The sequence below is a fragment of the Allobosea sp. P2_A10 genome, assembly GCF_056405115.1.
Map to the genome: position 1 here is coordinate 18,859 of NZ_JBFUCS010000026.1, position 12,599 is coordinate 31,457.

Annotated in this window: 11 protein-coding genes; 9 read left to right on the plus strand and 2 right to left on the minus strand. The window is 67.4% G+C overall.

From position 1 onward, the window contains the following. The 5 genes from AC1DZY_RS24240 (at position 1) to AC1DZY_RS24260 (ending at position 5,560) form a co-directional block, all read left to right on the plus strand. Positions 1-741: a CpaD family pilus assembly protein gene (locus tag AC1DZY_RS24240; RefSeq protein WP_476822719.1), complete on the plus strand. Its 741-nt coding sequence runs from the start codon at positions 1-3 to the stop codon at positions 739-741. Beyond that, positions 741-2,003, plus strand: coding sequence for a CpaE/TadZ family protein (locus AC1DZY_RS24245; protein WP_476822743.1), 1,263 nt, complete (start codon positions 741-743; stop codon positions 2,001-2,003). Before AC1DZY_RS24240 ends, AC1DZY_RS24245 begins: the two co-directional genes overlap by 1 nt. A 118-nt stretch (positions 2,004-2,121) precedes the next feature. Beyond that, on the plus strand, positions 2,122-3,567 hold the full coding sequence (locus AC1DZY_RS24250) for a CpaF family protein (RefSeq protein ID WP_476822720.1): 1,446 nt from the start codon (positions 2,122-2,124) through the stop codon (positions 3,565-3,567). Positions 3,568-3,595: 28 nt separating this feature from the next. Next, on the plus strand, positions 3,596-4,573 hold the full coding sequence (locus AC1DZY_RS24255; protein ID WP_476822721.1) for a type II secretion system F family protein: 978 nt from the start codon (positions 3,596-3,598) through the stop codon (positions 4,571-4,573). Between the two features lie 9 nt (positions 4,574-4,582). Continuing rightward, positions 4,583-5,560 (plus strand): type II secretion system F family protein, encoded by a 978-nt coding sequence (locus AC1DZY_RS24260; RefSeq protein ID WP_476822722.1) that lies wholly within the window; start codon positions 4,583-4,585, stop codon positions 5,558-5,560. Between the two features lie 177 nt (positions 5,561-5,737). Here the strand turns inward: AC1DZY_RS24260 and AC1DZY_RS24265 are convergent, their stop codons facing one another. Further along, entirely contained in the window at positions 5,738-6,604 is an 867-nt protein-coding gene (locus AC1DZY_RS24265) for a tetratricopeptide repeat protein (RefSeq protein WP_476822723.1), read from the minus strand. 126 nt (positions 6,605-6,730) lie between these two features. On the opposite strand from AC1DZY_RS24265, the gene AC1DZY_RS24270 reads away from it, so the two are divergent. The 4 genes from AC1DZY_RS24270 to AC1DZY_RS24285 all read left to right on the plus strand — a co-directional run bounded on the left by AC1DZY_RS24270 (position 6,731) and on the right by AC1DZY_RS24285 (position 9,849). Continuing rightward, positions 6,731-8,116, plus strand: a complete 1,386-nt coding sequence (locus AC1DZY_RS24270) for a leucyl aminopeptidase family protein (protein ID WP_476822724.1) — start codon at positions 6,731-6,733, stop codon at positions 8,114-8,116. A gap of 81 nt (positions 8,117-8,197) precedes the next feature. After that, positions 8,198-8,551 (plus strand): MarR family transcriptional regulator, encoded by a 354-nt coding sequence (locus AC1DZY_RS24275; protein WP_476822725.1) that lies wholly within the window; start codon positions 8,198-8,200, stop codon positions 8,549-8,551. Then, entirely contained in the window at positions 8,548-8,919 is a 372-nt protein-coding gene (locus AC1DZY_RS24280) for a hypothetical protein (protein ID WP_476822726.1), read from the plus strand. Before AC1DZY_RS24275 ends, AC1DZY_RS24280 begins: the two co-directional genes overlap by 4 nt. A 72-nt stretch (positions 8,920-8,991) precedes the next feature. Then, the gene (locus tag AC1DZY_RS24285; RefSeq protein WP_476822727.1) at positions 8,992-9,849 is read left to right on the plus strand and encodes a C40 family peptidase; all 858 of its coding nucleotides are present in this window, start codon (positions 8,992-8,994) and stop codon (positions 9,847-9,849) included. 2 nt (positions 9,850-9,851) lie between these two features. On the opposite strand, the gene mutS is transcribed toward AC1DZY_RS24285, so the two are convergent. Beyond that, positions 9,852-12,578: a DNA mismatch repair protein MutS gene (mutS, locus tag AC1DZY_RS24290; RefSeq protein ID WP_476822728.1), complete on the minus strand. Its 2,727-nt coding sequence runs from the start codon at positions 12,576-12,578 to the stop codon at positions 9,852-9,854. Between the last annotated feature and the right edge of the window lie 21 nt (positions 12,579-12,599).

Consider the following 12,599-nt stretch of genomic DNA (forward strand, 5'->3'; position numbering starts at 1 on the left):
ATGATGGCTCGATCACAGACACTCAACCCGCGCCGGCTGCATGGCCTGGCCGCGGTCATCGTGGCGGGCCTCGCGCTTGGCGCGTGCGCCCGGAAAGGTGACGAGACCGGCTCGCTTGCGCCGGCCGACGTCCGCGAGCGCCACCCGATCGTGCTGCGCGACGCGCCGCGCTCGCTTGATGTCTTCATCGGACGCGCCGGCAGTGGCCTCGACCCGCGTCAGCACGAGGATGTCGTCGATTTCGCCGGAGAATATCGCCGCACCGGGCGCGGCGGGCTCGTCGCCGAAGTGCCGACCGGCGCCCGTCGCGAGATCGCCTCTCATGACACGCTGAACGCAGTGCGCGCCGCACTGGCGCGCGGCGGCGTCTCCGGCGCTGCCCTGTCGATCCGGACCTATCAGGTTTCCGATCCCGGCCTCGCCTCGCCGATCCGGCTGTCCTTCGCCTCGCTCCAGGCCGGCTTGCCGCACTCCTGTGGCCAGTGGCCGGAAGACACGGGGGCATCGAGCTTCAAGACGGATGCATCCAACGCGCCCTACTGGAATTTCGGTTGCGCCGCCCAGGCGACGCTCGCCGCGCAGGTTGCCGATCCGATCGATCTCGTCCGCGCCCGCAGCGAGGGCCGCGCCGACATCGTCAAGCGCATGGGCGCGATCGCCAAGCTGCGCGAGGGCAAGGATCCCTCGACCGAATACCGCCAGCAGACGCCGCAGATCAATTCGACGGTCGGGGGGCGATGATGGACGCCGAGCAGAACCTCGACGCTGCCGACGGCATCGCCAACGAGATCGTCATCGCGCCGCTGCCGCGCATCACCCTGCAGGCATTCTGCGAGACGCCCGGCGTCGCCGCGACGATGCAGGCCGCGATTTCCGACCGGCGCATGGACAAGGCCCATGCGCGCATCCAGATGGGCGGTCCTGCGGCGGCGGTCGAAGCCTTCCGCTCGGCCCCGACGCCCAACGTCATCGTGCTCGAGACGGTGTCCGATCCGTCGGTTCTGGTTGGCCATCTCGACAAGTTGTCGGAGAGCTGCGACGCCGGCACCAAGGTCGTCGTGATCGGCCACGTCAACGACGTGCAGCTCTATCGCGATCTGATCCGTCGCGGCGTCAGCGAATATCTGATCGCCCCGCTCGGTACGCTCGACGTGCTGCGGACGCTGTCGGAACTCTATATCTCGGTCGAGGCCCGCAATCTCGGCCGCGTCATCGCCGTGATGGGCGCCAAGGGCGGAGTCGGGGCCTCGACCGTCGCCCACAACGTCGCATGGGCGATCGCGCGCAATCTCGACGCCTCGACCGTCATCGTCGATCTCGATATCGCCTTCGGCACGGCCGGCCTCGATTTCAACCAGGATCCGCCGCAGGGCGTAGCCGAGGCCGTCTTCGCGCCTGAGCGCCTCGATGCCAACATGCTCGACCGGCTGCTGTCGCGCTGCAGCGACAACCTCGCCTTGCTTGCCGCGCCGGCGATGCTGGAGCGCACCTGCGATCTCTCGGAAGATGCGTTCGACCAGCTTTTCGACCTGCTGCGCGCCAGCGTTCCGTGCGTGGTGCTCGACGTGCCCCATGTCTGGACGGCCTGGGTCAAGCGCGCTTTGATGAGCGCCGACGAGGTTGTGGTCGTGGCCGCGCCCGAGCTTGCCTCGCTGCGCAACGCCAAGAACCTGATCGACCTGACGCGGACGAGCCGGCCCAACGATTCCGGGGCCAGACTGGTGCTGAACCAGGTCGGCCTGCCCAAGCGGCCCGAGATCGACGCGGCCGAGTTCGCCAAGGCGCTTAATGTCGACGTGCTGACCTCGATTCCCTTCGACGCACAGCTTTTCGGCACGGCCGCCAACAACGGCCAGATGATCGCGGAGGTCCAGGCCAGCGGCAAGGTCAACGAGGCCTTCGTCCAGATCGCCAGCGCGGTCACCGGCCGCGGTGAGGCCAAGCGCGGCAAGCGCAGCCTGTTCGAGCCGCTGGTCGCCAGGCTCAAGCGTCGCAAGGCCTGAGCGATGATGCGCGACCAGATACGTAGCGACCCGATGCGCCCCTACCCGGCCCTTGCCGGGACAGCTCGGCAACTCGGCGCGCGCGTCGCCGCGCCCGTGATCGCCAGAGAGGGCTGATATGTTCGGAAAGCGATCCATCGGGGCAAGCACGGCTCCTGCAGTCAGCGCCCAGCTCGCCGCATCGGCGCCGAAGCCGGTCGCCCTTGCGCCGGCTGCCGAGCCGCGTCGCGCTGCGCCGCCACCACCTGCGCCGGTCGAGACTCCGCGCTCCGACGAATACTACCAGATGAAGAGCATGATCTTCGGCGCTCTCATCGAGGCCATCGATCTCTCCCAGCTCGCCAAGCTCGACGGTGAATCCGCGCGCGAGGAAATCCGCGACATCATCAACGAGATCATCTCGCTGAAGAACGTCGTGCTCTCGATCGCCGAGCAGGAAGAACTGCTCGACGACATCTGCAACGACGTCCTCGGCTACGGCCCGCTCGAGCCGTTGCTGGCGCGCGACGACATTGCCGACATCATGGTCAACGGCGCCTCGCGCACCTTCATCGAAGTCGCCGGCAAGATCACGCTGACCAATATCCGCTTCCGCGACAACGCCCAGTTGATGAACATCTGCCAGCGCATCGTCAGCCAGGTCGGCCGCCGCGTCGACGAAAGCTCGCCGATCTGCGACGCGCGCCTCGCCGACGGTTCGCGCGTCAACGTCATCGCGCCGCCTCTGGCGATCGACGGTCCCGCGCTCACCATCCGCAAGTTCAAGAAGGACAAGCTGACGCTCGACCAACTGATGCGCTTCGGCGCGATCTCGCCGCCGGGCGCGGAAATCCTGAAGATCATCGGCAAGGTCCGCTGCAATATCGTCATTTCCGGCGGCACCGGCTCGGGCAAGACGACGCTGCTGAACTGCCTGACCAACTATATCGAGCTCGACGAGCGCGTGATCACCTGCGAGGACGCAGCCGAGCTGCAATTGCAGCAGCCCCATGTCGTGCGCCTCGAAACCCGCCCGCCCAATATCGAGGGCACCGGCGCGATCACGATGCGTGACCTCGTCAAGAACTGCCTGCGCATGCGGCCAGAACGCATCATCGTCGGCGAGGTGCGCGGACCCGAGGCCTTCGACCTGCTCCAGGCCATGAATACGGGCCATGACGGTTCGATGGGCACGCTCCACGCCAACACGCCGCGCGAATGCCTGAGCCGTATCGAATCGATGATCACCATGGGCGGCTTCACCTTGCCCTCGAAGACGCTGCGCGAGATGATCTGCTCCTCGATCGACGTCATCATCCAGGCCCAGCGCCTGCGCGACGGCTCCCGCCGCATCACCCACATCACCGAGGTGATGGGCATGGAAGGCGACGTCATCATCACCCAGGATCTGATGACCTATGAAATCCTCGGCGAGGATGCGGCCGGCAAGCTGATCGGCAAGCACAAATCGACCGGCATCGGCCGTCCGCGCTTCTGGGATCGCGCCCGCTACTACGGCGAGGAGCAGCGGCTCGCCGCGGCGCTCGACCAGCTCGAGCAGCAGGGCGAGGCCGATGCGGCCTGATCGCGCGGACTGAGCGGAGCGGGAGCCCATGAACATGAGCCTCATCGCCGTTATCGTGCTTGCGACGCTCGCTTCGGGCGGCGTCGTTTATGCGCTGTTCTATCCGATGCTGAGCGGGCAGGCGCGAGCCGAGAAGCGCCGCAAGGAATTCGCCAGCCCGGTCGCCTCGCGCGGGATCGATCGGGAGGCGCAGGCGCGCGCCAAGCGCGGCCAGATCGCCCAAAGCCTCAAGGACATCGAAAGCCGCGAAAGCGCCCGCAACAAGATCACGCTCGAGATGAGGCTGCTCCAGGCCGGGCTGTCCTGGACCAAGAAGAAATACTACATCGTCAGCGCCGTCATGGCCGTCGTCACCGGCTTCGGCCTCCTGCTCGCCAGCGGCAATCTCTTCGTTGCGCTGGCGGGGTTGTTCGTCGGCGGGTTTGGCCTGCCAGCCTGGTACCTGAAGCGCTGCAAGGCCAAGCGGCTCAAAAAATTCGGCGTCGAGTTCCCCAATGCGGTCGACGTCATCGTGCGCGGCATCAGGGCCGGCCTGCCGCTGAACGACTGCCTGCGCATCGTCGCCCATGAGGCGGCCGAACCGGTCGCGGGCGAGTTCAAGTTGATCATCGAAAGCCAGCAGCTCGGCTTGCCGCTGACCGATGCGGTCACCAAGCTTTATGAGCGCATGCCCTGCGCGGAGACCAATTTCTTCGGCATCGTGCTGGCGATCCAGCAGAAGACCGGCGGCAACCTGTCGGAGACACTCGGCAACCTGTCCAAGGTCATCCGCGAGCGCAGGAAGATGCGCGACAAGATCCGCGCCGTTTCGATGGAAGCCAAGGCTTCGGCCGGCATCATCGGCTCGCTGCCGCCGATCGTCGCAATCCTGGTCTATCTGACCAGCCCCAAATACATCGAGCTGCTCTGGATCACCCAGACCGGCAAGGTGGCTCTCGTCATCAGCGGCATCTGGATGCTGATGGGCATCCTGGTGATGCGCAAGATGATCAACTTCAACATCTGAGGCATCGGCATGATTGCCCTGATCGCGGACAAACTCGCCGACACGCAGTTCCTGCTGATGATGCTCGTGGCGGTCGCCGCGGCCGCCACGGTGCTGACCATAGCCATCCCGCTGACCGAGGGCGACCAGCTCCACAAGCGCATGAAGGGCGTCGCCTCGGAGCGTGAGAAGATTCGCGCCCGCGAACGCGAGCGGCTGACGCGCAGGCAGGACAAGGTCACGCTGCGCCAGGAACCCAAGCAGTTCATGCGTCGCATCGTCGACCAGCTCAAGCTCGGCGACTGGCTCGGCACCGAGACCGCCAAGAAGCAGCTCTCGATGGCCGGCTATCGCGGTCCCCAGGCGGAGATCGGCTTCCTGTTCTTCCGTCTCGTCGCGCCGGCGGTGCTGTTCCTGTTCGCGGCGTTCTACGTCTTCGCCATCAATGATTTCGGCCAGCCCTTCTCGATCAAGGTCGCGATCGCGATCGGCGGCGCCTATATCGGCATCAAGGCGCCCGAGATCTTCCTCTCGAACCAGATCTCGAAGCGCCAGGCCTCGATGAAGCAGGCCTTTCCGGATGCGCTCGACCTGCTGCTGATCTGCGTCGAATCCGGCATGTCGATGGAGCATGCCTTCCGCAAGGTCGGGACCGAGATCTCGACCCAGTCGATCCCGCTCGCCGAGGAATTGGGGCTGTGCACGGCCGAACTCTCCTATCTCGCGGAACGCCGGCAGGCTTATGAGAACCTCGCCCAGCGCACCGGGCTGGAGGCCGTGAAATCCGTCTCGACCGCGCTGATCCAGGCCGAGCGCTACGGCACGCCGCTGGGCACCGCACTGCGGACCCTGTCCCAGGAAAGCCGCGACCAGCGCATGATGGAGGCCGAGAAGAAGGCCGCTGCCCTGCCGCCGCAGCTGACCGTGCCGATGATCCTGTTCTTCCTGCCGGTGCTGTTCGTCATCATCATGACGCCGGCGATGATCCAGGTCTTCAAGGCGCAGTGAGCGCGGGCAGGCGCGACCGCCGCTGGCGGGGCTTGCGTCGTCGCTTCTGAAATGCCGCCAGGCGGCGATCCGGAATTCGGTGGAGAGCGCCAGCGCCTCGAATGACATGAGCTCGCGCATGCGAGCGTCGATCCCGGAGGCGATAAAAAACGGAGAAGGGCGCTCGGGCCCTCGCCGTCAGCCCGTGGGCGCTTCGGGGGCAGCCGTCTCGGGCTTGCGCGCGGTGGTCTTGCCCTTGCCTTTCAGTATGTCCCAGCTGTTCTGCTGGCTGACGCTGCGCTTGAGATAGGCGATGGTGGCTGCGGCTTCCGCCGGGCTCTGGTCCTGCCGCGCCAGTGTCTCGGCTTCGCCGAAGCGGCCCTGGAGGCCGAGCACGAGGACGAGGTTCTGGCGGACGCGGACGTCGCTGCGGCTCGAGGCCGCCGCTTCGCTGAGCACGCGCTCGGCCTCGGGCAGGCGCTTGGCCAGCGCCAGCGACAGGCCGAGATTGGACATCACGGTCGGCTCGCCCGGAGCGAGCTTCAGCGCCGTCTGGTAGAGCTGCTGCGCCCGGGCGTGTTCGCCGAGCTGGTCGGCGACGGTGCCCTGCGCCGAGAGGATGCGCCAGTCCGGCCGCTCCGGCGAATGTGCCCGCGAGAGCACCTCGTCGGCCTCCTTGAGGCGGCCATTATCCGCGAGCGAGCGGCCATAGGCGCCCAGCATCTCCAGATCCTCGGAATGCGTCAGCACGGCGGTCTGCAGGACGGCGACGGCTTGCGCGTTCTGATCGAGCGCCCGCAGCGCGCGTGCATAATAGAAGGCCGCGTCGCGCTCCTTGGGGTTGGCGTCGTAGCGCTTGCCCCAGCGCTCGCTCTCGGCCTGCCATTCGCTTTTGCTGCGCGGCTGCGCTTCGCTGCCGCGGCCGATCGAGCCGGTGATGTCGCCGATGCCGCCGCGGCTCTGGCAGCCAGCCGTCGCCAGCGCTGCAAGGCAGATGGCGGCCAGCAGGCTGGAGCGGGTGGTGTTGCGGATGCGGGCGCTGGCGGCTTTGAGGCGTGCGGACATCGGCCGAGGAGCCTTGCGACATTGGTCAATCTGGTCGCTCCGGTGATAAAGCGTTAACCCTAATGGATTGTTAACCGGCCGCCGCGCGACCGCCCTTCAGCCTGCTTCCGATTGGTGCCTCCCTCCGTGCAAAGCCTTCTCGTCGCCGTCTCCACCGCCGCCATTCCCGTCCATGTCGTCTCGAAAACGGGCTGGCCAGCGCTTCAGCGTACGCTCGCGCCGGAAGGCCTTCGTTTCGCGCAGGCGCAGGGGTTCGCCGGCAGGCCCGGCCAGCATCTCGTCCTGCCCGACACAGCGGGCGCGATCGCCGCCGTCCTGCTCGGCGTCGACGGGCCCGAGGCCCGCCGGCGCGACCCGTTCGCGCCCGGCCGGCTCGCCGCCCTGCTGCCGGAGGGAGACTACGCACTCTCGGGCGAAATCGACGATCCAAGCCTCGCGGCGCTCGGCTGGCTGCTGCAGGGCTATCGCTTCGATCGCTATCGCAGGCCCGGAGCCGCCGTCGCGCGTCTCGTCCTGCCCGAGGGTGTCGATGGCGAGGAGCTTTGCAATATCGCGGAGTCGGTCGCGCTGGCGCGCGATCTCGTCAACACGCCGGCCAACGACATGGGACCCGCCGAGATCGAGACTGCGATCCTCAGGCTCGCCAGCGAATGCGGAGCGCGGGCCACCAGCATCGTTGGCGACGACCTGCTCGCCTGGAACTTCCCGATGATCCACGCCGTCGGCCGGGCATCCTCCCGCCCGCCCCGGCTGGTCGATCTGGTCTGGGGCGATCCCGCCCATCCCAAGGTCACGCTGGTCGGCAAGGGCGTCGCCTTCGACACCGGCGGGCTCGATCTCAAGCCGTCCGCCGGCATGCTGCTGATGAAGAAGGACATGGGCGGAGCCGCCGCCGCCATCGCGGCCGCGCGCATGATCATGCTGGCGAAATTGCCGGTACGGCTGCGCCTGCTTGTTCCCGCGGTAGAGAACGCCGTCTCGGGCTGCGCCTTCCGTCCGGGCGATGTGCTGGCGAGCCGGAAAGGTCTTTCCGTCGAGATCGGCAACACCGACGCAGAGGGCCGTCTGATTCTCGCCGACGCGCTGGCTCTGGCCGACGAGGAGACGCCCGAACTCCTGATCGACTACGCCACCCTGACCGGCGCCGCCCGCACCGCGCTCGGGGCCGAACTCCCGCCCTTCTACAGCCATGACGAGGGTCTGGCGGCCGAGATCGCCCGCATCGGCATGGCCGTCAACGATCCGGTCTGGCGGATGCCGCTCTGGCCGCCTTATGACGGGCTGCTCGATTCAAAGATCGCCGACGTCAACCACGTCTCGGGCGGCGCCATGGCCGGTTCGGTGACGGCGGCGCTGTTCCTCAACCGCTTCGTCGAGAAGACCGCATCCTACGCCCATTTCGACATCTATGGCTGGAACCCCTCGAACAAGCCCGGCCGGCCCGAGGGCGGCGAATGCCAGGCGGCGCGGCTGACCTATGCGCTCGTGAAGCAGCTTTATCCCGCAGGTTAAGCCTTTTTCGCGAATGCGATTGCGCCCTTTCGCGCCTGCGATAATGATACGGACCCGTAACGATCGGGAACCCGCGCCGCCATGCCTCTGGAGATCAAGCCCTCTCAGGCGCTGAGGCTCTGGCGGCAGGTCCATCTCGATCTCGTCCGCGACGGCCAAGCCGATCTCTCGGCGCGCCAGACCGCGATCCTGCTGACGATCTATCTCGAATTGCCGCCCCATACCGTGCGCGGCCTGGCAGCCCAGCTTGGCGTCACCAAGCCGGTGATCACGCGCGCATTGGACACCATGGGCAAGGCCGGGCTGGTCTCGCGCAAGCGCGACGAGTTCGACCGCCGCAACGTCATCATCCAGCGCACGGTCGCCGGCGCGCTCGCGGTCGAAAAACTCGCCGACCTCGTGACCGAACGGGCAAAGGAACTGGGCGGGGGATGAGCAATCGGCGCTTCTCCTTTCAGGAGCTTGTGATGCGCGACTGGATGATCGCTGCAGCGCTCGGTATCGTCGCCATGGCTTTGCTGTGGACATGGACATCGAAAAACGCTGCCTGCACGACAGGAATCGTCGAGACACGATCGGCTTTGGCGGCCTCGGACGACGAGATGCAGAAACTTACGGGTGCCGATCAGGCTCTCAAATGCGCGGTCTATCGAAAGCGAGTATCGGTGCTGACAGAGGCCACGCCCATTGCCTACGCTTGTGGTCCGCCTCAAGCCACTAAAGCGTCGGCCCGTCCGCAACTTGACAGTGAACTGAGTTTCTACAAGCGTTTGGTAGCCGAGCAGTGTGAAGCGCCGCGATAGGCTGCCTCCGTATCAGCCGGCGCCGATCCCACGAGGGTACAAAGCTCAGGCGCTCTCCAATAGATTGCCGCCATGACAGCGATTCTCGACCGACGCATCACCCCCGCCCGCCCCGATCTCGCCGCCGAGCATCTGCGCGGACAGGTTGAGGCCCGCAGCTTCGTCGGGTCCGAACGGGCGTGGGTCGTCGCGCCCTCCGCGCCGTTGCGCCGCGAGCCGAGGCCCGACGGGCCGCTCGACACCGAGGCGCTCTGCGGCGAGGCCGTCGATGTCTACGAGCGGTTCGAGGGTTGGGCCTGGGTCCAGCTCAAGGCGGACGGCTATGTCGGCTATCTCCCCGACGTCGCGTTGCGCGCGGAGGCGCCGACCCCGACCCACCGCGTCGCCAGCCTGCGGACCTTCGTCTTTCCTGGGCCTTCGATGAAGCTCGCGCCGCTGAGCTACCTCTCGCTGGGAGCGGGCGTCGCGGTCGTGGCGGAAGCGGGTGAGTTCCTGGTCCTCGCCGATGGCGGCCATGTCTTCGCGGCGCATCTCGCGCCGCTCTCGTCGCACGAGCCGGACTTCGTCGCTGTCGCCGAGCGCTTCCTGCACGTGCCCTATCTCTGGGGCGGCAAGACCAGCCTCGGGCTCGACTGCTCCGGCCTGACGCAGTTGTCGCTGGCGGCGGCGGGCATTGCCTCGCCGCGTGATTCCGACATGCTGGAAGCCGCGCTCGGCACACCTGTCATGATCGGGGAAGGCCTCGACGGCCTGCGGCGCGGCGATCTCGTCTTCTGGAAGGGCCATGTCGGCATCCTGTCCGACACGGATACGCTGCTGCATGCGACCGCTTATTCGATGACCGTGATGAGCGAGCCGCTGCGCACCGCGCGCGACCGCATCCGCGCGAAAAGCTTCGGCGAGATCACGAGCATCAAGCGGTTGGGATAGCCTCACCCCAGCCCCTTTAGCCGATACAGCGCCTCCAGCGCCTCGCGCGGGGTCATCTCGTCGAGGTCGAGCCCGGTCAGGGCCTCGCGAAGCGGATCGGTTGCTGCGACAGGCGCGACGGGAGCCGCTCGTCTGACAGGCGCTGCAAACAGCGGCAAATCGTCGACCAGCGAGGCGACCGGCTTTTCGCGCTCGGTCTTCTCCAGTTCGCCCAGGATCGCGCGCGCCCGCTCGACCACGGCGGGAGGCAGGCCGGCGAGCTTGGCCACCTGGATGCCGTAGGAGCGGTCGGCCGCGCCGGCCACGACCTCGTGCAGGAAGATCACCTCGCCATTCCATTCGGTCACGCGCACGGTCGCGTTGGCGACGCGGTCGAGTCGGTCCCCGAGCGCGGTCAACTCGTGGTAGTGCGTGGCAAACAGCGCCCGGCAGCGATTGACCTCGTGCAGGTGCTCGATTGCGGCCCAGGCGATGGAGAGCCCGTCGAAGGTCGCGGTGCCACGCCCGATCTCGTCGAGAATGACGAGCGCGCGCGGGCCGGCCTGATTGAGGATCGCGGCGGTCTCGACCATCTCGACCATGAAGGTCGAGCGCCCACGCGCCAGATCGTCGGCGGCGCCGACGCGCGAGAACAGCCGGTCGACGATGCCGATATGGGCGCTGGCCGCCGGCACGAACGCGCCCATCTGCGCGAGCACCGCGATCAGCGCGTTCTGGCGCAGAAAGGTCGATTTGCCGGCCATGTTGGGGCCGGTGATCAGGCAGATGCGCCCGCCCGTCGCAGCCGTTGCCGGTGGCAACAGGTCCGTATCGTTGGCGACGAAGGGCTTTCCGTCGCGTTTCAGCGCGGCCTCGACCACCGGGTGACGGCCCCGTTCGATCGAAAAGGCTGCGCTGTCGTCAATGACCGGCCGGCTCCAGCCTTCGCGCGCGGCGAGTTCGGCCAGGCCCGCGACCACGTCGATCTCGGCCAGCGCCAATCCCGCGGCCTTGATCGGCTCGGCGTCCGCGAGTACCGCCTCGGTCAGCGCGGCGAATACCGAGAGCTCCAGCTTCAGCGCCCGGTCGGCGGCCGAAGCGATCTTGGCCTCGAGTTCGCCGAGCTCCACCGAGGAGAAGCGCATCGCATCCGACATCGTCTGGCGATGAACGAAAATCGCGCGCCAGGGCTCCTTCAGAAAATCCTCGCCGACGATTTGGGGCACCTCGACGAAGTAGCCGAGCATCGAATTGTGCTTGATCCGCAGCGTCCGGCAATTGGTCTGCGCGGCGTAGCGGGCCTGAAGCTGAGCGATGACCTTGCGCGAATCGACCTGCAGCAGCCGCAATTCGTCGAGCGCGGGGTCGTGTCCCTCGCGCACAAAGCGGCCGTCGCGGCGGTTGAGCGGCAATTCGTCGGCCAGCGTCTCGTCGAGTCGGGCGGGCAGGGCGGGGTCCGTGCGCGTCAGTGCGCCCGTTGCGGCCTCCAGATCCCGCGGCAGGTCGCGGCTTGCCAGCAGCCTTGCGATATCGCGCGCCGCGCCGAGGCCGGAGCCGAGCGCGGCGAGATCGCGCGGCCCGCCGCGGTCGAGCGAGAGCCGCGCCAGCGCGCGCGCCACGTCCGGGACGCGTTCCAGCGCCCGCTGCAGATCCTCGCGCAGAGCGCTGTCTGCTACCAGCGCGGCGACCGCGTCATGGCGATGGCCGATCGCGACCGGATCGGTCAGCGGGCCAGCCAGCCGCTCAGTTAGAAGGCGCGCGCCGCCCGGCGTCACCGTCCTGTCGATCGCGGCGAGCAGGCTGCCCGTCCGTTCGCCCGACAAGGTCCGCGTCAGTTCGAGATTGGTCCGCGTCGCCGCATCGATCAGCATGGTCGCGCCGCCGGCATCGCGCACCGGGGCAGACAAGGGTGGGCGCGCGCCGAACTGGGTCCGTTCGACATAGGCGAGCGCCGCGCCAGCTGCCGCGACCTCAGCCCGTGAGAAGGCCCCGAAAGCGTCGAGCGTGGCGACGCCGAAGAACTCCTTCAGCCGGCGTTCCGCCGAAGCCGCGTCCAGTCCCTCGCGCGCCAGCGGCGTCACCGGGACCGAGACCTCGCGCCAGAAGCCCTTCAACTCCGGGTCGTCATAGATCGCGTCCGGGCAGACGATCTCGCGCGGTTCGAGCCGGGCGAATTCGATCGCAAGCCGGTCCTGGGGCGTCTCCATCACGCTGAAACGGCCAGTCGAGATATCGATCGCCGCCAGGCCATAGAGCGCGCCGGCATCGCTGAGCTTGCGCCTGGCGACCGCGACCAGAAGACTGGCGCGGCCGGGTTCGAGCAGGCGTTCCTCTGTGATGGTGCCAGGCGTCACCAGCCGGACGACGTCGCGGCGCACCACCGATTTGGGGCCGCGCTTCCTGGCCTCGGCGGGATCCTCGATCTGCTCGCAGACGGCGACGCGATGACCGGCCGCGATCAGCCTTTGCAGATAGTCGTCGGCGCGCTCGACCGGGACGCCGCACATCGCGATGTCCTCGCCCTGGTGCTTCCCGCGCTTGGTCAGGACGATGCCGAGCGTGCGCGAGGCGATCTCGGCGTCGGTGAAGAACAGTTCGTAGAAATCGCCCATCCGGTAGAACAGCAGGCAATCGGGATTGGCGGCCTTGATCTCGACGTACTGCGCCATCATCGGCGTGACGCGGTGCACCTCGGCCGGAGGCGCCGGATCGGCTGGCATGTCGGAACTGTGGAGGGGGGTTGGTCGCATTGCGCGCGACGCTAGCAAAAT

What these genes read in the sequence shown, in the direction of transcription:
- AC1DZY_RS24280 (WP_476822726.1), top strand. Translation starts at nt 8,548, where the DNA reads ATGAGCAATCGGCGCTTCTCCTTTCAGGAGCTTGTGATGCGCGACTGG.
- AC1DZY_RS24255 (WP_476822721.1), top strand. Translation starts at nt 3,596, where the DNA reads ATGAACATGAGCCTCATCGCCGTTATCGTGCTTGCGACGCTCGCTTCG.
- AC1DZY_RS24250 (WP_476822720.1), top strand. Translation starts at nt 2,122, where the DNA reads ATGTTCGGAAAGCGATCCATCGGGGCAAGCACGGCTCCTGCAGTCAGC.
- AC1DZY_RS24245 (WP_476822743.1), top strand. Translation starts at nt 741, where the DNA reads ATGGACGCCGAGCAGAACCTCGACGCTGCCGACGGCATCGCCAACGAG.
- mutS (WP_476822728.1), bottom strand. Translation starts at nt 12,578, where the DNA reads ATGCGACCAACCCCCCTCCACAGTTCCGACATGCCAGCCGATCCGGCG.
- AC1DZY_RS24275 (WP_476822725.1), top strand. Translation starts at nt 8,198, where the DNA reads ATGCCTCTGGAGATCAAGCCCTCTCAGGCGCTGAGGCTCTGGCGGCAG.
- AC1DZY_RS24240 (WP_476822719.1), top strand. Translation starts at nt 1, where the DNA reads ATGATGGCTCGATCACAGACACTCAACCCGCGCCGGCTGCATGGCCTG.
- AC1DZY_RS24265 (WP_476822723.1), bottom strand. Translation starts at nt 6,604, where the DNA reads ATGTCCGCACGCCTCAAAGCCGCCAGCGCCCGCATCCGCAACACCACC.
- AC1DZY_RS24260 (WP_476822722.1), top strand. Translation starts at nt 4,583, where the DNA reads ATGATTGCCCTGATCGCGGACAAACTCGCCGACACGCAGTTCCTGCTG.
- AC1DZY_RS24285 (WP_476822727.1), top strand. Translation starts at nt 8,992, where the DNA reads ATGACAGCGATTCTCGACCGACGCATCACCCCCGCCCGCCCCGATCTC.